Here is a 23,728-nt window from a genome sequence, read left to right as displayed (position 1 = left end):
AGATGATTAAACAGGAAAATTCGATGATCTACAGCATGACAGCCTACGCACGTAAAGAAGTGAAAGGCGATTGGGGCAGCGCCGTATGGGAAATCCGTAGTGTTAACCAACGCTACCTTGAAACCTACTTCCGCCTGCCAGAACAGTTCCGTGGCCTAGAGCCAGTACTGCGTGAGCGTTTTCGTAAGCGCCTAGCACGCGGTAAAGTTGAATGTGCACTACGCTTTGAAGCTAACCCAGCAGCAAAAGGCGAGTTAAGCATCAATGAAAGCCTGGCACAGCAAGTGATCAACGCAGCAAACCAAGTGATGCAGATGACTGGCGAAGAAAGCCGTCTAAACCCATTCCAAGTCATGAACTGGCCGGGTGTAATGGAAACGTCTGAGCAAGATATGGATGCGGTAAACAAAGACCTGCTAGGTGCATTCGATGAAGCGGTAAGCGAGTTTATTGAAGCGCGTGGCCGTGAAGGTGAAAACATGAAAGCGCTTATCGTTCAGCGCTTAGATGCCATCACTGAAGAAGTGGTGAAAGTCCGTGCTCGTATGCCTGAGATTTTAGAATGGCAACGTGAGCGTCTGTTCTCGAAGTTTGAAGAGGCGAAAATTGAGCTTGATTCATCACGCGTAGAACAAGAGCTGATCCTACTGGCGCAAAAATCTGACGTAGCTGAAGAACTAGACCGCCTAGACTCTCACGTTAAAGAAGCCACTAACATCCTGAAGAAAGGTGGCGCTTGTGGCCGCCGTCTAGACTTCATGATGCAAGAGTTTAACCGCGAGTCGAACACGCTGGCCTCTAAGTCCATCAGCACAGACATCACGGCATCAGGTGTTGAGCTTAAAGTTCTGATTGAACAAATGCGTGAGCAGATCCAAAACATTGAATAATCAGTTCTCCTGATACCAAAAGCCTCGCACATTTAGCGAGGCTTTTTCATTTTGGCTCTAGCCTACTCATCTTTCTCGGCAGTATGATTATCAATATATGGCCAATAATGATGCCCCACTCGAATCACCATAGTCGCGATGGCCAAGATCAACGCCGCTACCGAAAGCCAAACGACCAATACCGCATCCAACTCTTTCATACCTAGCGTTATATAACGAGCAATCGCCATCATGGCAATATAGATAGGGTATCGAACTGGGATCTTACCGTTCATCACGAACTGCTTCACCATCGCCAGCACTTCGAGATAAATGAACATCAAAAGAATATCGGTCAGTAGAACACGTTTTTCAGTAAAGACATGAACAAACTCTTCGACCATCGCAAACAAGGTCGCAAGAGTAATAGCAACCAGAAGAACTGCTTCAAGTGCGTGGAAAGTCTTAAGAAAGGGCTTACTGAAAGACTTAGGAAGATTGGAAGGCATAACCTCTATCCGTAGGAAATCTAATAGGCAATCAGTTTACCACGAGAGAGATGACAAGAAAGCGAGCGAGTATCGATTCCTCAATACTCGCTCGTTTTTAACATTAAAGCAGCAATAGGTACGCTAAGAACACCACACCTAGTCCGTAGATAACTGGGTGAACTTCTTTACCTTTACCAGCAACCACCATAGTGAAGGCGTAACTGATAAAGCCCATCGCCATACCGTTGGCAGGAGAGAAGCTCAACACAGTGAACATAATGGTAAAGAACGCAGCAATGCGAGACTCTTTCTTATCCCAGTTAATGTGACCTAAACGGCCAATCATGTAGATACCGACAACTACCATCGCAGGCGCAACCATCGCAGCTGAGAAAATAGAGAACAGTGGGTATAGGAATAGAGAAACAAGGAACAGACCTGAAACAACAACCGCCGCTAGACCCGTTTTCGCACCTTGAGAAGAAGCAATACCTGACTCTGAGAATGCAGTAATAGAGGTTGTACCTAGTACAGAACCAATCACTGTGCCGCCCGCATCAGCGACCAGAGCAGAACGTGCGTTTGGCACTTTACCGTCTTTGTCGATGATGCCTGCATCACGGCCTACACCCACGATGGTGCTCATACCGTCAAAGAAGTCGACAATCAGGAAAATAACAACAATAAACAGTAGATCGAACATCTTCTCAGCGGTTAATCCAGAGAAGTCAAAAATCGCACCGAATGTGCTCGCCATGCTTGGTGGCAGTGTTGTGATTTGTTCAGGCATTGGCGCATTGTTCGTCCCCATCACCATGTCTGCGATAACCGTTAAAACAATCGCGCTCACAAAAGAAATAAAGGTTGCGAGTTTGATATCGCGAACCATACAGCCCAGAGCAATAAAGATACTAACGTAAGCGATGATCACTTGAGGGTCTGCAATGTTGCCCATACCCACCAATACAAACTTGTTATCGACGATGATGCCCGCATTTTTAAGGCCCAAGAAAGCAATAAAGAGACCAAGCGATACGGTGATGGCATTTTTTAAGTCTTCAGGAATGGATTCAATCAGCGATTTACGAATATTGGTCAAAGAAAGCAGCAAGTAAAGAACACCAGAAAGGAAGATACCAAACAGCGCTTCATTCCAAACAAGCGCTACTGAACCACTTAACAGCATGCCTTTGAAGAAACCGTTCATGCTCATACCTGGTGCGAGCATGACTGGGTAGTTACCCCATACACCCATGATGAAGGTTGCGATTGCCGCAGCCAAAGCCGTTGCTGTAAATACCGCCCCCTTATCCATACCTGGTATGCCGCCCAAAATAGCAGGGTTAACTGCTAGGATGTAGCTCATCGCAAGGAAGGTAATAAAGCCAGCGTACAGCTCTGTACCTAGAGTGGTTTTTCGCTCAGTAATCTTGAACAAAGAATCCAATAGACCCGTGTGTTTTGGTGCCTTTAGCGTTGAATCGATACTCACAGTGAAACCTTTACAATCAAAATGGATGGTAAACATAATCAAATGCTGTAAGCGTTGCTAAAAAGGCGCTCATCACTTAAAAACTGTAGTCACTAAGGTAGGCTCAGTGGTAGAAACGTCTAATCCTTTTCATCAGACATATACAGCATTTAATCGTTTGCGCGAATTGTACGAATCTTGAATAAAAACTCAATAGTTTTATGAGACTTTAGCAAACGTTTGCTCTGTAGTGTTCTCTGAGGAACACCACAAAGCAAAATCATTATTGAACATAGAACCGAACAGGTACCGTCCAAGTCAACGTCTCACCATCAACTTCCTTTGGAGGAGTAGGCAGAGGCACTGCTCTAAATACCAAATCCAGAGCCTCTTTATCTAAAGACTCTGTGCCACTACTACGAACCAACTCTACCCCTAAAACTTCTCCAGCCCGGTCCATGGTAAAGGTAATAAGTGGTACGCCCTGTTTACGTAGTCGCTTGGCGCGCCTTGGGTATTGCTTATGCTGTTCAAGATGCAATACCAGCTGTTGTTTCCAATCTAAACGCACTTGTCTTAAGTGTTGACTGAAAGCCCCGGCGACTCCTTGCACTTTCTCTTGCCGATTTTCCACTTCAATCTTAGGTGCGCTTTGTTCGACTTTGGCAACGGAAGCGGGTTGAGAGACTGCCGGTTTTACAGGGGTCGCTTGCTTAGCTTTTGCTGGAGTCTGCTTAACTGTAGGCGTACTTTCACTCGGCTCAACGTTCTGAGGTTTGGCCAATTCAGAGTCAAGCTTGGACTCTTTGGCAATGATAGGCGGTGGCTCAGAAGCAAGATCCACCTCTTTCTGTTCTGGTTCTGGCTCGATTTCCTTTTGCTCTGCTGGAGCGTCGTCGGTAACCGTAGCAACTGAGTCGATCGACTCTACCTGCTTAGCTCCATCATTAATGGCTTGCTCTTCAACCTTAGGTGCTGCAATTGGCGCAACCATAGCGACGCTGACAGGTATTGCGGCTGGCAGTTGTACGACTTCTCTTTTCGGTTGGTAAAGATAATAGAGAGCGATGGCAAGATGGATAACGACACTGACTGCAACACCCGGTACAAGCCACGGCATAAAACCATCACTCGCTACTTTTCGATTTTGCATCATGTGCTTTTATTCTCTGTAGACTCCAAACCGACCAAAGCAATCTGTCCATAACCTGAGGAGACGAGCACGTTCATCACTTTCATCAAACTTTGATAATCTAGCGTCTTATCCGCTCGGAGATAAATGCGTTGCTCTTTATCAGCCAAAGCCTGACCCAAAGCCTGCGGCAACTGCTCTAAGTTCACCTGCGTCTTTTCTCCTAGCGTAAGAGCCAAATCAGCGCTTACCGTAAGATAAAAAGGCTCTTTAGGTTGAGGAGAAGGAGTCGCCGAAGACGTCGGAAGATCCACTGGCACGTTCACCGTCGCTAGCGGAGCGGCAACCATCACGATGATAAGCAGAACCAACATCACATCCACAAAAGGAGTGATGTTGATTTCATGGTTAACCGCTAGCTCATCTTGCTGAGGAGATACTTTAAATCCCATAGACAAACCTCACCTAAGCTGCGAGCTTTTTGCCATCAATGGAAATCGGTTCTCGGTCTAAATCGCGGCTGACCAGCACCATTAAGGCAGCAGAGATATCAGCCATTAGAGCGCGATACTGACCGACTCCACGAATAAAGTGATTGTATAGAACAACCGCGGGAATAGCGGCGACCAAACCAATCGCCGTAGCCAACAAGGCTTCCGCAATGCCAGGAGCAACCACAGCCAAAGAGGTATTCTGAGATTTAGCGATGCCAATAAAGGCATTCATAATTCCCCAAACGGTGCCAAACAAACCAATGAAAGGGCCGACCGAACCTACCGTGGCCAAAACCCCAGTCCCACTCGTCATTGCACTACTAAGTCCTGCTTGCACACGTTCTAGCCTTAACTGCAGGCGCTCTTTAATCCCATCGTCATTGTCTGCCCTCGCCGACAATGCCAGTTCTTTTTCCGTAGCCTCAAGCAAAGCAAGCCCCGCTCCTTCGGCACTATTGCATCTTAGCTTCCCTTCAACCAAGGTTTCCGAATCAAGCAACTCAGTAAGAAGATGCTTAGCACGACAACAAGCGAGGTGTAGCTGGATTTGTTTTGCGATACCAATGGCCCAAGTCACACCAGAAGCGACCAATAATAGGATCATTACCGATTTTACGACCCAATCTGCGGCCTGATACATACCATATGGAGAAAGATCATGATGAGGAGAGAGAACGACGGCTTCTGAACCCAACTCTTCGCCTTTGGGTTCAGAAATAACCGCCTCCTCTACTTGTTGGGTAACCTCTTGCGTGACAGGTTGTAACCCTATGTCTGACGTTGCTTCCGCCCAGCTGATCGCAGGGGACAAGACAGTGAAAAGAATCAGTAGTGGTTTGGTTAAGCATTCCATTGTTTTACTCACATTCGGTTTATCTGTGTGTACTGCACCTAGCCAAATGCGCACACCTCCAATATTTACACCGAACCAAAAACCAATATCCGTAATTTAATTTTAAGTTATTTCACCAATTAGCCTTAAGCGGCTGATTATTATTAAAATCTTTTTTCAAGCTTTACACTGTATTGATGCTGTTTATAACTGTATGCCCAATTAACATTGCTCTCTGTTTTATTCGCTTTGAGCTCTATCAAAGGCTTAATTCCTGCAAACAGTTCCGGTAGCGTCACCACCAAGGTGTAGCTCTGCTCTGTGTCATCACGTCGCTCACCTAGAACAGCGTTGTAGTCACCGTAAAGGCGCTCACGCAGAGAAGCAAACAGGGTGACATCTGTATCGATTGACGAAAACGTCTTGTTGACACCCAATCTCCCCCCCCAAAGATGGTACTCATGCACGGCCTGTTGGTTTTGCTTTAATGTCCAGTCCAGACCACCGAAGACCAGCCACTTATCCGCTAATTGATGCCAATAGGTGCCAAAGACTGACCATTGCCAATCCGATTGATAACGTAATGCCTGATTGCGGTAATCAAGGTATTCTCCTTTCACTTCTAACTTCATGGCAGAGCTTGGAGTTAAATTCGAGAACCAGTCAGCTTTGAACCCTCCAGAAGTAAATAGGGTGCGATTCGATAACGCTCGATATTCAAATTGAGGTGCAATGCTCAGTTGATTCTTTGCTGTTTGATGGCTGTAGCCTAACGCGATATTCAATGTTTGCTCATTGTGCTCTTTATGATTTTGATAACTGGTGCCATAAGCGAACGTACGCAACTGAATACCATGGTGACCTGATAGTGAAAAACGTCGATTCAAGCTAGCATCAAAATCTACCCCGTAAGCGGATTTCACCTCAGGAGCACTCCGTTCAAGAAAGCAGCGGCCATTAGTAAAATGGATCAAACATTCATAGTGTTCTGATGAAAGATTCAGATTGTCGTTGAACGTGGGGCCGACCGAAAATGCGCCTTGCCATTCGTCTCGGTACTCCAACGCACTCACAAAGCTCTCTACCGTTTTTCTCACGCCATCCGCCCTTGGGTTATTAACGGGTAAACGAGATAAAACGTCGTTAAACAAAGACAAAGAATCGGTATTTTTTCTGTCCTCAAACCACACGCGCGCCAGCTCAAGCTCTGCGGGTAAAAATTGCGGCTGGAGTTCTAACAAATCCAAATAGTGCTGCTCTGCAAGAGCATAGTCTTGTGCATGTCTCGCCAATGCACCCGCCGCGTAATACTCAAGCATCGGATCTCGATCTTGCAGTTGAACATATCGCACGAACAGGTTTTGTGCCAACAACCATTGACGCTGCCTTACAGCGAGATGTAAAGCCGGCCCTAATTGATTCGCTGTATCTGCGATTTGACGGCTCTCTTCAGTAGCGGATTGCTCTGCTTTGCGCTCTTTTTCGAGTTCTTCTTCAATCAAAGCATTTTCATTCTGGCGGGAAGATAAAGCGTCACGTTGTTGAATGCGTAAGTCAGTATCTTGATCGGCGTTAGATGCTAGGGAATAACTTGCACCCACAACGAGCAGCAAAAAAGACAGGTAGTGGTGATAGGTTTTCATTAAAGGATTCAATCAAAAAAGGGAGCGAATACACCGCTCCCAGAAACGACAAATAGTGATTTAGTTCTTGCTACCACCGAAGGCAGTATCGAGCGTGCTGTCACCCGCAAACTTAGCAAAGCCCGCTAAGAAAGCAGCGTCAGCACCAAAGAAGTGACCTTGCGATTGACCGATCTTCAAACCATTAGCAACGGCTGTCCCAGAAAACTCAGCAGTGGCTGCATTGATATTATTGTTGTAAAGGTGAATAGCTAGGTTGCTGTTAGATAAAGAACCATTCAGCTTCTGTGCCGCAAAGTCAGCCGTAAACTGACCTGCTAAAGTCGCGCCATTGTTGATGCCAGCTACTGTGTACGTCGCTGAACCAGATGTTGGGACTGTCGTACCTGTATCGTCACCAACGTAATAAACGGCACGATCATTTGCCTGACCGTTGCTGCTACCTGAAGACCATTCACCAAACCAAATGTCCTGTCCAGCAACCTGAGAAAATACATACTTAGAATTGTTGTGGTCACTGCCAGAGGTGTAGACCTCTCCATTTTGGCTCGCGAATACCGTCAGGCCGTCAAAATCAACTCTTTTGCCTCCAGTACTACCAATCCCTGCTTTCCCTTTTGAGTGGATAAACGGGACCCAGACTTGAGACTCACCAACTTGGCGATGCTCTTCCTTACTAATAGCGCCGTCAAAACCAGCATGAGCAAGTGAACTAAGGCCAAGCATGGCCGCTGAAATCCATGAAAGTTGTGCGATTTTCATTCTTCAATCCTTATTAGGCTACAAAATTTCTCCACTGCTAAGACCCAAGGTTGTCAGTCTCTATGCAGCTTCACCTAATACACCGAGTGACAATGACAAACCCGTAATCAAAAACAAAAAAACCGCAGCTTTTGCTGCGGCTCTTGGTGTACGTAACCCTAAAAACGGCTGGTCAGTTTAACGCTGATCGTTCTACCTGGCGCAGGAATACCGGCAACGGCACCTGGCTCTAGGTAATAGATATCGGTCAGGTTACTACCACGCAATTCAAACTGGATGTGTTTGTTATACGCGTAACCGATGTACGCATCCAAGGTCGTCACGTCATCGCGCTTAACATAGTCTTCTGAGTGACTTCCATCTGCATAGTAAGTTCGAGCTCCGGCAATTAACTTTTTATTAAAAAAGCGAGCTCCCAAATGCAGACTTCCGCTCATTTCAGGTGGGACTTTGTTGGCCAAATAGCTCGTGGTACTGAAACCGCCACGTCGGCATTCCTGATAGTTAGGCGTGTCATCGGTTTTCAAATCAGCCATAAAGCGTTGTGTGGCCGCGTTTTCATCGCACACTTCATTTTCTAGATTGTAGGCAAAGGACAAGTCACCAAAATAGTCGCCATCGTCGTAATCCAGCTGCAGCTCTATTCCACTTGTTTTCATCTTGTCCAAATTGGTAAAGCTTGTTGTCGTCACAGAAGTATTTCTATCCATGACATCCTCTATAACCTGATCGAAATAGGTTAACTTCACATTGGCATGGTCAAAGTAGTAAACATAGCCAAGTTCCCACAATTTAGATCGCTCGGGAGCCAACGGTGACGATGTTGCTGGAACAGCAGAAAAACCCACGGTACTTTCGAACATACTCGGAAAACGTAAGGATTCGGCATAGCGAATATAACTACGGCTGTCTTCCGTCATTAACCAAGTGATTGAAGCTGACGGCATCCAACCACTATCACTCGATTCATAATTGGTATAGGTACTGGTGGATGAACTACTGAGCTTCTCTGCTTTACAGCTACCCTCGACATAATTAGGGCTGTTTACTGCAGCAATACACCCATTGTCTGCCGCACTGTAATTATGTTCTCCGTTATGATGCCATTCAGACTCGATGTCTTCGACATAGGAAGTATGCCCGCTAGCCGCTGCAATCTCTTGGGCGACCAAGGCATCCTGTTGCGCCACTTTTGCATCCAACTGTGCTTGAAAACCTGGAACAAGGAATGGAGGAAGGTTAGGAATTCCGTCACGTAAGTCAGCGATCTCTTGGTTCAAGCTAGTATCTGCGTTTCGAACTCGAGACTCTACACCAGCCAGGTAAGTGGCACGATTGGCATCTGTAATAGGCACATTCATCTGATAAGAAAGTCGATACCCTTCGACACCGTATTGAGATAAAGAAGAGCGATCCCCTGCGGCAAGGCGATTTTTTACATAGTTATCAATAGATTTGTAGTAGCCATAGCGAACACCGGCATTGAAGATAATAGAGTCACTCGCTCGCCATTCGACATTTGCACTACCATTGTACTCAGTACGTTCACCCGCTCGTACTTGACCCTTATCAAACTTAGCGATGACAGAATCTAAGTCTCCTTTCGGTGCTAATTGATGGTACTGATAGTTACCTGACAGCGTGACATCAACATCACTTCCAAATAGCATTTTGTTGCTAAAGCTATACCCATATCGGTCTTCTTCTGAATTCATCAGAGAAGTATTTTTAATGATCGTATTCCCATTAGTAAGAGCATTGGGCGACCCGGGGCCGGTATTAGAGCGAATGTCGGATAGCGTCACCCAGAGGTTGGATTTAAAGTCGATGTAAGGGTTAGCAGGGTTGGATCGCACCCTAAGATTATAAGCTTGCAACTCGGTATGATTCAGCGGCCATTGAGCAAGCCCGGACATATAACGTGTTTCTGCTCGATCGGCCAAGATTTCCCCATGAACACTTTTCGTATAACGAGCACCAAACTCAACCTTAGTCGCTGGATTAATATTAAATGCAAACTTACCTAAAAAAGATTCCATTTCAGAAGAGGTATTTGGCACCTCTTCACCGGGATGGTAAACCAAAGCTAAATGCTCTGGTTGAATAAATAGCCTACGATTTTCTACGCCTTGAGACTCATCGCCATTAAACGGTTGTTGATAGAAACTGGCTTCTTTGGTTCCCGAAAAATAATTGCCGCGATTACGGTAAGCGTAGGCGGCTAGCCAATCAACCTTAGGCCCAACTCCACCAATCGCCAGACGATAAGCGACATCTTCGCCATTAAATGGGTTGTCATCTTGACGTTCCCTTGGGTCAATCACTAAGGCTGGATCAGTATACAAAAGGTCAATAGCTGGGTTAGCTAGGTCTGCATACTCAGGTATCGAACTAATGTCCTGCCCTGTATATAACCTAGGTTCCCGAGGAGCGATGGAGTTACTACTACTTTCAGCGATAAATTCCATACCAAATGTTTCGCCCGGCAGAACAATGTCACTGGCTGACAAGGTGGTAATTTCAACCGCTCCACCCACCGAGGTGTTTACATCAGGGTTAATTTGAGCACCTTTGTGTACCGTCATTCCTCCAATGAGGTTGGGGTCCAGAAAGCTACGGTTAGAGGCGGCTCGATAACCATTGTCCATGGTAATTTCTTGCTCAGTACCATCAATGATAACAGGCACCCTACCCGGACCTTGAACACCTCGAATATTTGGGTCAATACCTCCGCCATTCCGTGCATCGCCACTACTAACGTTTGCCATGCCTTTAAAAATGTCAGCCGCATCTGCCCCTCTAAAGCGTTCGAGTTCTTCTTTTCCTCGATATTCAGTGGCGGAATCTTTGTCGTATACGTTGGCCTCACCGACTTCATCTCGGTTTGCGCCGCCATCTAACCTGGTACCCACTTGAACGGCGTCCAAAGCCCATTGATCTCCAATATCGACTAAGTAAGACCCGTCCCGCTGTTTCTGCGCGCTAAGACCAGCATCTGCAAGTAAAACACTAAATGCATCTTCAGGTTGGTAATCCCCCTGCAAGCCTTGGCTATACTGACCCTGCGTCAAACTGGCATCGAGCGAGTACTCGATACCTGCTTGCAAAGCAAACTGGTTAAGCACCGTATCTAGGTTGCCTGCTGGAATATTAAAGACCTGAGCTTGAACAGAAAATGCTACCCAAGGGAGAACCAGACCAGTGCAACGAAGCTGAGTACGCATGGTCATTGAAAGCCTATTTGAGGGGAAGGGGGACTTCACGTCTGATATCCTTATTCGCTAAGTTAACTAGTGACTACACCGAGCGAATAAGCCAAAACCTCAATCCAAATGAGAAAAATTATTATCTTGTCAGTAATTTATTCTTTTTTGCCTGAGATACTGACCCAAAAACGGGTTCGAGAATGCACTTCTATAGGGAGGATTTGCGTGAGGTTATGTAAGGTTTGATCGGTATCTCGAATGGAATACACACCTGAAATACGTATCGAAGATAACTCTGGATCTACTTTTATTACGCCACGACGATAGCGAGATAACTCTGCCATAAACAGTGGTAACGGTGTGTCCTGAGCGAGAATTTTCTCATCCAGCCAGAGCGCATCTGTGGCTAATAAGTTCTGTTTCTCTTCGTATTGGTTAGTATTGAAACTACTTTTTTCACCAGCGAATAAATGCTGCCCTTCACCTTGTTGTTGGGGCTTGGCAATGACCTCGCCTTCAAACACACTCACCCTCGTGTGCTTGTGATCGAGGCGGACACTAAATTTCGTCCCTATAGGCATAACGCTTCCATGAGGAGTGACAACACTAAATGGGGTTAGATGATGGCCGGTCGTCACCATCACTTCTCCGTCCATCAATCGGATGGTCCTATGATGTTGATTGAAATCCACACGTATTCTGCTCGCCGTATTCAGCACAACGACAGTGCCATCAGACAATTGGATAGGTTTCACTTCACCGGTCGCAGAGGCGTATTCTGTCTCTCCTTGCGGTAGGGCTGCATCACTAGAAAGCACCAAACTCATCGTTGCTAATGAAACGCCTCCCCAGATCAATACCTGTCTGCGTGAAACACGCTGGCGGTAAGTGCCGAGGATTTTGCTGCCTGATTGAGGATCTGGCACAGAAGTGAATTTCTGCTGCAAGGTTTCCATTTGTTTCCAAGCATAATCATTGTCAGGGTGGCGAGTTCGCCAAAGGTGAAAAGCTCGCTTATCCTGCTCTGACACATCATCAGACCACATTCTTGCCATCCACAAGGAAGCCTGTTCGATCGACTTACGTGATATACGCTCCATAGTTAGTAGTACCCTTCCATCGCCACCAGCATGCAACCTTGCAGTGCTTTCGCGACATATTTCTCAACGGAAGAGACGGAGACTTCCAAACGCTGAGCAATTTCTTTGTAACTTAACCCTTCCATCTGCCTCAGAATCAATGCCTGACGAGCTTTGAAAGGCAACTTATGCAACATCGCGTCAATTTCAACCAAGACCTCAACCATCATGGTTTGCGCTTCAGGTGAGGCTGCGACCTCTTCAGGTTGGTGCTCGATGATTTCGAGATACGCCGCTTCAATACGACGGCGTCTGTAGAGATCAATCACTAATCCTTTAGCAATATGCGTCAGATAACGTCGCGAGTCCTTTTGATCTGGCAGCTTGCCACTAACAAGTAATCGTAAGTAAGTGTCTTGAACCAAGTCGGCACTGACTTGAGGGCAGCTTAATCTCCGTTGAATAAACAGCGAAAGCCAGCCGTGATGCTCGCGATACATGCTGTCGACTTCATTGAGATCAACGGGACTCATGGCCATCATAATGAGCCACTCCTTATTTCTGTTGCATAGATTTATAAATGAAAATAATTATCATTAAAATTTATCTATACGCAACGATTATTGATAAGAAATGTGTTAATTAAATTTACTTTTACAAATAAACTACAATTAAATCAGTTAATTGTACTCAATATTGATGGGGAATGAATTGTCTTCACAGGTTCAAACTCGTAACGACATGATTGAGATAAAGAAATTCTCAAACCTAGTGAGTGATGAACATCGTCGAGTAAGTGAGTTAAAGCGGTCTAATTAACGACTAGGATTAGACAGATTCACAAGCTCAGCCACTTGTGAAGATCCTTAGGATCATGCTACTCTTCGCCTCCATTTTTCTGGCCTAAATTTCACCACTTCGGTGCGTCAACCTGGTCAGTGCTATCTTTATATATGTCAGCTTTGCTGCTGGCTGTTATCAAACCAAATGTGAGATCGTCCCTATGGGTAAAGGCACTCTATATATCGTATCTGCACCAAGCGGTGCTGGAAAATCTAGTCTAATTTCTGCAATGCTAGAAACAAATCCAACCTACGCGATGAAAGTGTCGGTATCTCATACTACTCGTGGTATGCGCCCGGGCGAGCAAGATGGTGTTCACTACCACTTCGTTCAAAAAGAGCATTTTGAAGAGCTGATCGAAAAGAATGAATTTCTTGAGTACGCTGAAGTGTTTGGCAACTACTACGGAACGTCTCGTGTTTGGATTGAAAGTAACCTAGATAAAGGGATCGATGTGTTCCTCGATATTGACTGGCAAGGTGGTCGTCAAATTCGGGAACAGATGCCTCAAGCCAAAAGTCTATTTATCCTACCACCATCAAATGGTGAGCTAGAGCGTCGCCTTAACGCTCGTGGTCAGGATAGTGATGCTGTCATTGCAAAACGCATGGCAGAAGCGAAATCAGAAATTTCTCATTACAACGAATACGACTACGTGATCGTTAATGATGATTTCGACAACGCATTAACGGACTTTAAGGCCATCATCCGCGCAGAAAGATTGAAGCAAGACAAGCAAGCTGCTAAATATAAAGGCATGCTTGACGCGCTTTTAGCTGAGTAAATTAGCCGATTGATAAACAGATCCTAGACACTAGGAACTGTCAGCCTGTATAATTTCTCGTCATTCAAAATTTTAGTTAACTAATTTGGAGTTCTCATGGCACGCGTAACTGTTCAAGACGCTGTTGAAAAAGTTGGCAACCGTTTCGACCTAGTTCTAATTGCGGCACGCCGCGCTCGTCAAATGCAAACTGGTGGCAAAGATTCACTAGTGCCAGAGGAGAATGATAAGCAAACGGTTATCGCTCTACGCGAAATCGAAGAAGGCCTTATCACTAAAGAGATCCTTGATGCACGTGAGCGTCAAGAGCAGCAAGAGCAAGAAGCCGCTGAACTAGCCGCTGTAAGCAGCATCGCTCACAGTCGCTAATTCGCCCCTCTTCCACAACTATCTTCCGGGCCTAAAGTTTGTATCTATTCGATAGCCTTAAAGACGTTGCCCAAGAATACCTAACAGAGCCTCAAGTTGAGGCTCTGCGTCAATCTTATGTGGTAGCGAAAGATGCCCATGAAGGGCAAACCCGCTCTAGCGGTGAACCTTATATCATCCACCCTGTTGCTGTGGCTCGAATCTTGGCTGAAATGCGCCTTGATATCGAAACTCTACAAGCAGCCCTTCTGCATGACGTCATTGAAGACACTGAAGTAACCAAAGAAGAGCTTGAAGCTCAATTTGGCAATACGGTTGCAGAACTTGTGGATGGCGTTTCTAAGCTTGATAAGCTTAAGTTTCGTGACCGCAAGGAAGCTCAGGCAGAAAACTTCCGTAAGATGGTACTTGCCATGGTGCAAGACATCCGCGTTATCCTCATCAAACTCGCTGACCGTACTCACAATATGCGCACACTGGGAGCATTACGCCCAGACAAAAAGCGCCGTATTGCTCGAGAAACGTTAGAGATCTACTCTCCACTGGCGCACCGCCTTGGTATCCACAACATCAAAACCGAGTTAGAAGAGCTTGGCTTTGAAGCGCTCTACCCGAACCGTTATCGCGTTCTTAAAGAGGTAGTAAAATCGGCGCGTGGTAACCGTAAAGAGATGATTCAGCGCATTCATGATGAGATCGAAGGTCGCCTTGAAGAAGTTGGCTTGACAGCGCGTGTCTTTGGTCGCGAGAAAAACCTTTTCTCCATCTATAACAAGATGAAAACCAAAGAGCAGCGTTTCCACACCATTATGGATATCTACGCATTCCGCGTAGTGGTAGAAAGCGCCGATACCTGTTACCGAGTACTTGGTCAGGTTCATGGTTTGTACAAGCCGCGCCCAGGTCGCATGAAAGATTACATTGCAGTACCAAAGGCAAACGGCTATCAATCTATTCACACTTCAATGGTCGGCCCTCATGGTGTGCCCGTTGAAGTTCAGATCCGTACTGAAGATATGGATCAAATGGCGGACAAAGGTGTCGCGGCACATTGGTCTTACAAAGGCAATGGTGATCGCACTGGCACAACAGCCCAAGTCAAAGCACAACGTTGGATGCAAAGCCTACTTGAGCTTCAACAAAGCGCTGGTAACTCCTTTGAGTTCATTGAAAACGTTAAGTCAGATCTGTTCCCAGATGAGATTTACGTCTTCACGCCAAAAGGCCGCATTGTTGAGCTACCTGTTGGCGCTACCGCCGTTGATTTTGCTTATGCCGTTCATACCGACGTTGGTAATACCTGTGTCGGTGCACGTGTAGACCGCAATCCATATCCACTGAGCAAGTCGCTGAAAAATGGCCAGACGATTGAGATCATCAGTGCTCCGGGTGCTCGCCCGAATGCAGCATGGCTCAACTACGTAGTGACCTCTCGTGCTCGCACTAAGATCCGACAGGTTCTGAAAACGATGCGCCGCGAAGATTCTATCACTCTTGGTCGCCGTCTACTCAACCACGCACTGGGTGAGAAATCCATTTCAGACATTAGTGAAGAGAACATCAACCATGTTCTTGGCGATCTTAAGATCGACTCACTGGACGACTTACTGGCAGACATTGGTTTGGGTGAGCTCATGAGTATCGTCATTGCGCGCCGCCTACTTGGTGACGCAGACGAACTGACCGAAGTCGAAAGCAATAGTGCAGACAGCAATAAGAAGAAACTGCCAATCCGCGGTGCGGAAGGTATCTTGCTGACCTTTGCCAACTGTTGTCACCCAATTCCAGACGATCACATCATCGCTCACGTATCACCAGGCCGCGGCTTAGTGGTGCACCGTGAGATGTGTCCGAATGTACGCGGTTACCAAAAAGAACCAGACAAGTACATGGCGGTAGAGTGGTCAGAAGATTACGACAAAGAGTTCATTACTGAAGTCACCGTAGACGTACAAAATCGTCAAGGTGCACTGGCTGAACTGACCAACGTTATCTCTAAGACTGGCTCGAACATTCATGGTCTCTCAACAGAAGAGCGTGACGGTCGTTTGTATACCGTTACGGTTCTACTGACCACCAAAGACCGAGTTCACTTGGCGGGCATTATGCGTAAGCTAAAAGCCATGCCAAACACGCTAAAAGTTCGTCGTCGCCGTAACTAAATCGGCTAAAAAGTTGAAGCTAAATGTCCTTGAAGCCTCAGGTTTCAGGGACATTTTTGTAAGTAAGAAAGAGTTATGAATTTAGAACGTTACAACCGTATTCAAGAAGTCCTAAAAGCACGTCAGGCAGACCTAACACTATGTCTTGAGGAGGTCCACAAGCCAAACAACGTTTCCGCTGTAATTCGCACAGCAGATGCAACTGGTATCCATAAGATCCATGCAGTGTGGCCAAACGAGATGCGCACCTTAAGCCACACTTCAGCAGGCGCTCGTAACTGGGTTGATGTCGATACACACGATAGCATTGAAGAGGCAATTACTGAGCTTAAAGCACAAGGCATGCAAGTGTTGGTAACTAACCTGTCTGATACCGCCGTCGATTTTCGTGAAATTGACTACACCAAACCAACGGCAATCATTCTAGGCAGTGAAAAGGTCGGCGCTTCTGAAAAAGCCAAGCAACTGGCCGATCAAGACATCATCGTGCCTATGGTGGGTATGGTTCAGTCTTTGAACGTTTCTGTAGCCAGTGCAGTTATTCTGTATGAAGCACAGCGTCAACGTGAAGCCGCTGGCATGTACGATAATGAAGTCAGTGCAGTTCCAGAAGAAACCATTCACCGCCTACTGTTTGAGCGTGGCCACCCAGTATTAGCCAAAGTCGCTAAACGCAAAGGCATGGCTTACCCACCGCTTGATGACCAAGGTCAGATCGTAGCAGACGACGAGTGGTGGGCAGAGATGCAGAAGAAGTAACGTTCTCTTTGTCGAGCGTTCGTCATCCTCAAGAGTGAGGGACGAACGAGTTGGGGATCTCTTTTTGTGAATCAATGAATTAAGAGATTCCCTACTCCTTCCTTCGTCAGTCTATGGAATGACAGATTTTCACTTCTCCTAATATGATATTTGCCTAAACAGCCTAGCCCTCCCTCAATTTATCCTGTACAAAAACACAGCTCGGTGGTTAACTATCTAGATTAGATTGAACGACTTACCGAGCTTGATTATGTCCCAACTGCTATCTGCGATTTCTCTCACCTCTTTGACTGGCGTTGGCGCCAAAGTCGCTGAAAAACTCGCAAAAGTTGGGCTTAATACCGTTCAAGATCTTCTGTTCCATCTTCCTCTTCGTTATGAAGATCGCACACGAATCTACCCTATCGTCAAACTCCACGCTGGATTGTGGGCCGCCGTTCAAGGCAAGGTCATGAGCGTTGATACCCTATTTGGCAAGCGAAAGATGCTGTCAGTAAAAATCAGCGACGGTAACGGCACCATCACACTGCGTTTTTTCAACTTTACCGCCGGAATGAAGAACAACTTCACCGAAGGAAAGACCGTCCATGCTTATGGTGAAATTAAGCGCGGTGGTTACGGATTAGAAATCGTTCACCCTGATTACAAATTCTATGCGCCAAACCAAAAGACCGATGTTGAGCAAACACTGACTCCGGTTTACCCAACCACCGATGGATTGCGTCAAATCACGCTGCGTAACTTAACCGACCAAGCGCTAGAGCTACTCGACAAAGCCGCGGTACAAGAATTACTGCCTAATGGGTTATACGATCAACAAACGACCCTCGCTCAGGCTCTGCACACCATCCATAGGCCACCACCTAACATCGACTTAGAACAGTTTGATGAAGGTAAACACCCTGCGCAGATCCGCTTAATTATGGAAGAGTTACTTGCTCAGAATCTGTCGATGTTATCGGTACGCAGTAAAGGCCAACAAGACACTTCCCTGCCTCTAGCCAAAAGCGACAAGCTCAAGCAACAACTTCTGAACCAACTGCCATTTTCGCCAACCAATGCGCAGGCTCGTGTGGTGCAAGAAATCGAACAAGACCTCGAAAAGCCTCATCCAATGATGCGCTTGGTTCAGGGCGATGTTGGTTCAGGCAAAACCTTGGTTGCAGCACTGGCAGCATTACGGGCACTTGAGCATGGTTATCAAGTTGCGTTAATGGCCCCAACGGAACTGCTTGCCGAGCAACATGCGATCAACTTTGCCAATTGGCTCGAACCAATGAATATCAAAGTCGGCTGGCTGGCTGGCAAACTCAAAGGTAAAGCGAAAGAAGCGGAGCTGGGCAAAATTGCCAGTGGCGAAGCGCAAATGGTGGTTGGGACCCACGCGCTATTCCAAGAACATGTTGAGTTCCACCACTTAGCATTAGTGATTATTGATGAGCAGCACCGTTTTGGTGTCCACCAACGCCTAGAGCTACGTGAGAAAGGCGAGAAGCAAGGCGCTTATCCGCACCAGTTAATTATGACCGCTACGCCGATTCCTCGAACGTTGGCCATGACTGCCTATGCCGACCTTGAAACATCTGTGATAGACGAGCTGCCACCGGGTCGAACGCCAATTCAAACCGTCGCCATTCCAGATACCAAACGTGAGGATATTGTCGAGCGAGTTCGTCACGCCTGTTTAAATGAAGGGAAACAAGCGTATTGGGTGTGTACCTTAATCGATGAATCAGAAGTGTTAGAAGCGCAAGCTGCGGCCGATACTGCGGAAGAACTGCAAAGAAAATTACCGGACGTGAAGATTGGTTTAGTTCATGGGCGAATGAAACCGGCAGAGAAACAAGCGGTGATGCAGGATTTCAAAGAGAATCGACTGCACTTACTCGTCGCAACAACCGTGATTGAAGTCGGCGTTGATGTGCCTAATTCAAGTTTGATGATCATTGAAAACCCAGAGCGTTTAGGTTTGGCTCAGCTCCACCAGCTACGTGGCCGTGTAGGCCGAGGTAGCGTCGCGAGCCACTGTGTATTGCTCTATCACTCCCCGCTGTCTAAAACCGCGCAAAAACGCTTAGGCGTACTACGTGAAAGCAACGATGGGTTTGTGATTGCTCAACGGGATTTGGAGATTCGTGGCCCAGGTGAACTACTCGGCACCAAACAAACTGGCATGGCGGATTTCAAGATTGCTGACTTAGTTCGAGATCAACGCCTGATTCCGGAAGTTCAGCGCATCGCACGCCATATTCACGACAGTTACCCAGATAATGCCATTGCGATTATTGATCGCTGGCTTGGTGATAGGGATGTCTATTCGAAGGCATAGTGATAGGCTGTCATCCTCAAGAGTGAGGAACGAACGAGTTGGGGATCCCATAAAGCAAGTAGAGAACTTACAAAGACTCCCTACTCGCTCCTTCGTCACTCTATGGAGTGACGATATCGATTCTCTAGTCCTTCACCTTCAGAATCTCATCCCAAGGTAAGTTTTCATCACCCAACACAATAAAGTTCGGGTTCTCTAACGACTCACGCTCGTTGTATGAAAGCGGCTCTAGTTGAGTACTCAAGATACGCCCACCCGCTTCTTCAACAATACATTGCGTCGCAGCGGTATCCCATTCACCCGTCGGTCCTAAGCGTAAATAGCAATCGACAGCGCCTTCGGCAACCAAACAAGCTTTCAAAGCCGCAGAGCCTAATGGGACCAAATCGTAGTTCCAAGCACTGCTCATGCGACTTGTAATACGATTAATATCTTGGCGACGACTGATCGCCATCGCAATTGGGCTCTTAGGGCCATCATGCTGATGCGATTTAATGCGTACACTTTCACTCAAGTCAGGAATCTTCCACGCGCCTTTGCCGTGGTAAGCGTAATACGTCACACCAGAAACAGGGCCATACACGACGCCCATCACTGGCTTGTTGTTTTCTATTAACGCAATAATCGTCGCAAAGTCACCACTGCGAGCAATGAACTCTTGCGTGCCATCCAGTGGATCGACTAACCAGTAACGATCCCACTGTGAGCGTTTATCTAAGCTGATGTCAGCCGCTTCTTCCGACAACACTGGGATGTCAGGCGTTAAGTCAGACAGCTTTTCAACAATCAACTTGTGTGCCGCAATATCCGCACTGGTTACGGGCGTTTCGTCACTTTTAGTGAACGCTTCGTACTCTTTTTTCTCGTAAATATCGAGGATCAACTGCCCGGCTGAGCGAGCAATCTCAATCACGGAAGGTAAATGATGGGAAAGGTCTTCTGTTATTGGCATAAAAATTCCTTGGCGCTCTCGCCTCACTCCTTTTGAGCAAAGAAGATTGTTATTATTTTAGAATGCGTAGAGCGAGTAACAGCGCGGTAATACTGCGCGCTTCACTAAAATCGAGGTGCGTCAGCAGTTCTTCAGCTTGCGCTAACGGCCAACGAACCACATCTAATGGTTCTGGTTCATCGCCCTCTAACTTTTCTGAGTATAGATCTTCGGCGATAAATAGGGTCATTTTGCTAGAGAAATAAGACGGCGCTAAAATCACTTCTTTCAAAGGCGTTAACTTATGCGCGCCTTGACCAATCTCTTCTTTCAGCTCTCGCACTGCCGCTTGCTCCGGCGTTTCTCCAGGATCAATCAATCCTTTAGGAAACCCCAGTTCATAGCGTTCTGTGCCTGCTGCATACTCGCGTACTAGCAAAATATCGCCTTGCGCGGTAATCGGTACCATCATCACCGCATTACGGCCACTTGGCTTCATGCGCTCATAGGTACGTTCTTCGCCATTACTAAAACGCAGATCCAACGCTTCAATCGCAAATAATCGAGATTTCGCTACGGTCTGCTTGTCGAGAATTTCTGGTGGAGTCCGTTTAGCCACAAGCTCACTCCCTAGCAATAAATGAGTTTATTAATATATGAGAAAATCATCAGCTTTGAAAACAAAAAAAGGGCTGACATTCAATGCCAACCCTATGTATTTCATGCGGTTAAATAACCTGATCGACTATTTAGTAGTAAGAGTGATCGCCACGGTCATGCTCAGTTGCATCACGAACGGCCGTTAGTTCACCTTCAAACTGTTGTAGAAGTTCTTTCTCGATGCCTTCTTTTAGAGTCACATCAACCATAGAACAACCATTACAACCACCACCAAAGGCAACAATAGCGATGCCTTCTTCAGTAATTTCTACAAGGCTTACGTTACCACCATGGCCCGCTAGCTGAGGGTTTACTTGAGTCTGGATAACATACTCTACACGCTCAATCAGAGACGCATCATCAGACACTTTACGCATTTTCGCGTTTGGTGCTTTCAATGTTAGCTGAGAGCCCATTTTGTCCGTAACAAAATCAATCTCTGCGTCTTCTAAGAACGGTAGGCTTAATTCATCAATGAATGCTGAGAAGCCTTCAAATTTCAGTTCGGTATCCGTAGATTCTACCGCTTCTGTAGGGCAGTAAGAAACACCACACTCTGCATTTTGAGTCCCTGGGTTTACGACAAATACGCGAATATTAGTACCCTCAGGTTGCTGACCTAGCAGGTTAGCAAAGTGACTTTGGGCAGTTTCTGTAATAATAATAGAGTTTGACACGACGAATACCTGAGTAATTTTGTAGGCTATTAATTGCCCATTTTACTCCTGAAAATGTAGAGATCTAGCCTTTTGATCAAATTCAGCTAAGTTCCACTGTCAGGAGTGCGGCAGATGCAGTAAATATCAACACTTTTTACGCCTGCATCAAGCAGTAATTTGCATAAATGATGCACCGTACTGCCTGTAGTAACAACATCATCAACGATTGCGACATGCTGGTAGTTTTTCACAGACTTTAGCTTAAAGGCGTTCGCCAAATTCACCTGTCGCTGCTGTCGACTCAAACCTTGTTGCTGCTGAGTCGCCTGAACGCGCTGAAACATCGGCACATAAGGACGCTCTAATTGCTTTGCTAACGACACAGCCAGCAACTCACTCTGATTAAACCCGCGCTTCATGTATCGCTGCCAATGCAGAGGGACAGAAGTCACCACTTCTGCCGGACTTTCAATAAGAGGTGAGAGCAACGTAGCAAGCTTATCGGCCTGCAAGAATTGACCTTCGTATTTGAATTGATGGATATAGCCCGACAGCGGCTGCTGATAGCTTCCAACACAATACAACCTTTGCCAAGCCGGTGGGTCGCGCAAACAAGTGCCGCACACCGATTGTGCGGTGTTCATTGGTAGCCCACATCGTAAGCAGCGCTGTGGTGAAGTAACCAATGAGTAGCAAGTCTGACAAAAACTTTGCTCAGTAGACGCTTTCGTTAACCCGCATAACTCACAATCGAGCGGTAACAGGTCGGCGATGTATTTCTTTATCCTTTGCGTTAACATGATTCAACCCTCAGCAATGACTTTCCATTGTGAGCACACAGGCACAAGCTTAAGGATGAATAAAGTGGTACAGAGTGAGATCAAGACAGAACCTTTGCATTGGCAGACAACCGGCAGCGGCCAAAACATTGTGCTTGTTCATGGTTGGGGGATGAATGGCGCAGTCTGGCAGCAAACCGTTGATGATCTAAGCCAGCACTACTGTGTTCATGTAGTGGACTTACCCGGCTTTGGTCATAGCCATCAAACCAGCTTTTCAAATATGTCAGAGCTGGCAAATCAGGTTCTTCAACAAGCACCTAAAAGTGCCATTTGGTTAGGTTGGTCTTTGGGGGGATTAGTCGCTACTCATATCGCCTTAAACTTCCCAGAACGCGTCACGAAGCTCATCACAGTCGCCAGTTCACCGAAGTTCTCTGCTGATCGTCCATGGCGCGGTATCCAACCAGCCGTGCTGAGCAATTTCACCGAGCAACTCGTTGAAGATTTTCAGCTTACAATTGAGCGCTTTATGGCGTTACAAGCAATGGGGAGTCCATCAGCAAGGCAAGATGTAAAACAGCTCAAGAAAGCCGTGCTCTCTCGCCCAACGCCGAATCCAACTTCTCTACTGGCAGGGTTGAATTTGCTGGCAGACATTGATTACCGAGCAGAACTCGAACAGCTCACCATGCCAATGCTACGTCTTTACGGTCGATTGGATGGTCTAGTACCAGTTAAAGTCGCTAGCGATGTCGACAAACTGCATCCCGATAGTGAAAGCTTCACCTTTACCGCTTCTTCTCATGCACCCTTTATGACCGAGTTTGATGGGTTTTGTGAAAAAGTACGCCAGTTCACCTCTTAATCGTCAGACTTTTCTGCATTTACGCTACTCGTTCGTAGAAATACTAAACATTTTCAGAAACTGGTCGATAAATAGACTAACTGGCGGGGTAACCACTCCAAAAGTTGGGCGTGAGGAGACCAACGATGCTCGTATCACCTACGAACGTAAGCGTTCCACTGATCGCCCCATCGGTTAATGTGCAAACTGAGCAAGCAGCGCGCGACAACAAAGTCCGTGAGCCGATTGCTCCAACCCTTGCATTAGCCAAGAGTAACGCTGAACGTAAAGTGACAGCAGATGACAAGCGCCGAAAGCAATCATCATGGGATCCTTCAGAGCACCCTAGCTATGAGACGGAAGACGTAGATGATGTGGTCAGTGCTTCTCAGCAGCAGGTCGACGATCCTATCGATCGCCTGTTTAAACTGCTTTCACTTGAAAGTTATAGCGAACATCAAGGTAAAGGCTATGCCATGCGTTTTCGATTACCGAGACGCATAATCGATGCGGCGATAGCAGAGGGGATGATGGCAAAACGAAGGACCGTGATTAAATTTCATTACGGCCATGCGGTAGCACCCAATACCCCTTCTGATGTAATTGCGGTGTTGTAGTACCTTGTCA

The 23,728-nt window shown here is 46.5% G+C and carries 22 protein-coding genes and 1 riboswitch; of the genes, 8 read left to right on the top strand and 14 right to left on the bottom strand.

Annotation, left to right across the window (positions count from 1 at the left end):
- The first annotated feature begins 23 nt into the window (after positions 1-23).
- A complete protein-coding gene (locus EJ063_RS15000) occupies positions 24-890 on the top strand; it encodes a YicC/YloC family endoribonuclease (RefSeq protein WP_126575171.1) in 867 nt (288 codons plus the stop codon).
- 62 nt (positions 891-952) lie between these two features.
- On the opposite strand, the gene EJ063_RS14995 is transcribed toward EJ063_RS15000, so the two are convergent.
- The 10 genes from EJ063_RS14995 to EJ063_RS14950 all read right to left on the bottom strand — a co-directional run bounded on the left by EJ063_RS14995 (position 953) and on the right by EJ063_RS14950 (position 12,521).
- Positions 953-1,378, bottom strand: a complete 426-nt coding sequence (locus tag EJ063_RS14995) for a phosphate-starvation-inducible protein PsiE (RefSeq protein WP_126575170.1) — start codon at positions 1,376-1,378, stop codon at positions 953-955.
- Positions 1,379-1,481: 103 nt separating this feature from the next.
- Positions 1,482-2,852: an NCS2 family permease gene (locus tag EJ063_RS14990; protein ID WP_126575169.1), complete on the bottom strand. Its 1,371-nt coding sequence runs from the start codon at positions 2,850-2,852 to the stop codon at positions 1,482-1,484.
- A 66-nt stretch (positions 2,853-2,918) separates the two neighbouring features.
- Positions 2,919-3,018, bottom strand: a riboswitch (purine riboswitch).
- A gap of 96 nt (positions 3,019-3,114) precedes the next feature.
- On the bottom strand, positions 3,115-3,987 hold the full coding sequence (locus EJ063_RS14985) for an energy transducer TonB (RefSeq protein ID WP_126575168.1): 873 nt from the start codon (positions 3,985-3,987) through the stop codon (positions 3,115-3,117).
- Complete coding sequence (gene exbD, locus EJ063_RS14980; RefSeq protein WP_126575167.1) at positions 3,984-4,415, bottom strand: TonB system transport protein ExbD; 432 nt, start codon at positions 4,413-4,415, stop codon at positions 3,984-3,986. Before exbD ends, EJ063_RS14985 begins: the two co-directional genes overlap by 4 nt.
- Before the next feature lie 13 nt (positions 4,416-4,428).
- Positions 4,429-5,364 (bottom strand): tonB-system energizer ExbB, encoded by a 936-nt coding sequence (gene exbB / locus EJ063_RS14975; protein ID WP_244225196.1) that lies wholly within the window; start codon positions 5,362-5,364, stop codon positions 4,429-4,431.
- An 89-nt stretch (positions 5,365-5,453) separates the two neighbouring features.
- A complete protein-coding gene (locus EJ063_RS14970; protein ID WP_126575165.1) occupies positions 5,454-6,932 on the bottom strand; it encodes a surface lipoprotein assembly modifier in 1,479 nt (492 codons plus the stop codon).
- 60 nt (positions 6,933-6,992) lie between these two features.
- A complete protein-coding gene (locus EJ063_RS14965; RefSeq protein ID WP_126575164.1) occupies positions 6,993-7,694 on the bottom strand; it encodes a Slam-dependent surface lipoprotein in 702 nt (233 codons plus the stop codon).
- 158 nt (positions 7,695-7,852) lie between these two features.
- Positions 7,853-10,924 carry a TonB-dependent receptor gene (locus EJ063_RS14960; protein ID WP_244225195.1) on the bottom strand — a complete coding sequence of 1,024 codons (3,072 nt, stop codon included), beginning with the start codon at positions 10,922-10,924 and terminating at the stop codon, positions 7,853-7,855.
- 131 nt (positions 10,925-11,055) lie between these two features.
- Positions 11,056-12,000, bottom strand: a complete 945-nt coding sequence (locus EJ063_RS14955; RefSeq protein ID WP_126575162.1) for a FecR domain-containing protein — start codon at positions 11,998-12,000, stop codon at positions 11,056-11,058.
- 2 nt (positions 12,001-12,002) lie between these two features.
- Entirely contained in the window at positions 12,003-12,521 is a 519-nt protein-coding gene (locus tag EJ063_RS14950) for a sigma-70 family RNA polymerase sigma factor (protein ID WP_126575161.1), read from the bottom strand.
- Between the two features lie 461 nt (positions 12,522-12,982).
- On the opposite strand from EJ063_RS14950, the gene gmk reads away from it, so the two are divergent.
- The 5 genes from gmk to recG all read left to right on the top strand — a co-directional run bounded on the left by gmk (position 12,983) and on the right by recG (position 19,225).
- Entirely contained in the window at positions 12,983-13,606 is a 624-nt protein-coding gene (gene gmk, locus EJ063_RS14945) for a guanylate kinase (protein WP_126575160.1), read from the top strand.
- 96 nt (positions 13,607-13,702) lie between these two features.
- On the top strand, positions 13,703-13,975 hold the full coding sequence (gene rpoZ / locus EJ063_RS14940; RefSeq protein ID WP_004410883.1) for a DNA-directed RNA polymerase subunit omega: 273 nt from the start codon (positions 13,703-13,705) through the stop codon (positions 13,973-13,975).
- 38 nt (positions 13,976-14,013) lie between these two features.
- Positions 14,014-16,137 carry a bifunctional GTP diphosphokinase/guanosine-3',5'-bis pyrophosphate 3'-pyrophosphohydrolase gene (gene spoT / locus EJ063_RS14935; RefSeq protein ID WP_126575159.1) on the top strand — a complete coding sequence of 708 codons (2,124 nt, stop codon included), beginning with the start codon at positions 14,014-14,016 and terminating at the stop codon, positions 16,135-16,137.
- A 75-nt stretch (positions 16,138-16,212) separates the two neighbouring features.
- Entirely contained in the window at positions 16,213-16,896 is a 684-nt protein-coding gene (trmH, locus tag EJ063_RS14930) for a tRNA (guanosine(18)-2'-O)-methyltransferase TrmH (RefSeq protein WP_126575158.1), read from the top strand.
- Positions 16,897-17,146: 250 nt separating this feature from the next.
- The gene (gene recG / locus EJ063_RS14925; protein ID WP_126575157.1) at positions 17,147-19,225 is read left to right on the top strand and encodes an ATP-dependent DNA helicase RecG; all 2,079 of its coding nucleotides are present in this window, start codon (positions 17,147-17,149) and stop codon (positions 19,223-19,225) included.
- A gap of 124 nt (positions 19,226-19,349) precedes the next feature.
- Here the strand turns inward: recG and cysQ are convergent, their stop codons facing one another.
- From cysQ to EJ063_RS14905, 4 genes are all read right to left on the bottom strand, one after another.
- Positions 19,350-20,177, bottom strand: a complete 828-nt coding sequence (gene cysQ, locus EJ063_RS14920; protein WP_126575156.1) for a 3'(2'),5'-bisphosphate nucleotidase CysQ — start codon at positions 20,175-20,177, stop codon at positions 19,350-19,352.
- 52 nt (positions 20,178-20,229) lie between these two features.
- Positions 20,230-20,775: an ADP compounds hydrolase NudE gene (nudE, locus tag EJ063_RS14915; protein ID WP_126575155.1), complete on the bottom strand. Its 546-nt coding sequence runs from the start codon at positions 20,773-20,775 to the stop codon at positions 20,230-20,232.
- Positions 20,776-20,905: 130 nt separating this feature from the next.
- Positions 20,906-21,493 (bottom strand): Fe-S biogenesis protein NfuA, encoded by a 588-nt coding sequence (nfuA, locus tag EJ063_RS14910; RefSeq protein WP_126575154.1) that lies wholly within the window; start codon positions 21,491-21,493, stop codon positions 20,906-20,908.
- An 86-nt stretch (positions 21,494-21,579) separates the two neighbouring features.
- A complete protein-coding gene (locus tag EJ063_RS14905; RefSeq protein ID WP_341866957.1) occupies positions 21,580-22,119 on the bottom strand; it encodes a phosphoribosyltransferase family protein in 540 nt (179 codons plus the stop codon).
- Between the two features lie 211 nt (positions 22,120-22,330).
- On the opposite strand from EJ063_RS14905, the gene bioH reads away from it, so the two are divergent.
- Positions 22,331-23,122 (top strand): pimeloyl-ACP methyl ester esterase BioH, encoded by a 792-nt coding sequence (gene bioH / locus EJ063_RS14900; RefSeq protein ID WP_126575152.1) that lies wholly within the window; start codon positions 22,331-22,333, stop codon positions 23,120-23,122.
- Positions 23,123-23,247: 125 nt separating this feature from the next.
- A complete protein-coding gene (locus EJ063_RS14895; RefSeq protein ID WP_126575151.1) occupies positions 23,248-23,718 on the top strand; it encodes an ATP-dependent Lon protease in 471 nt (156 codons plus the stop codon).
- Positions 23,719-23,728 lie beyond the last annotated feature (10 nt).

The organism is Vibrio aquaticus (assembly GCF_003970385.1).
In the GTDB taxonomy this organism is placed as follows: Bacteria; Pseudomonadota; Gammaproteobacteria; order Enterobacterales; family Vibrionaceae; genus Vibrio; species Vibrio aquaticus.
This window is presented reverse-complemented; position numbering and strand designations above follow the sequence as displayed.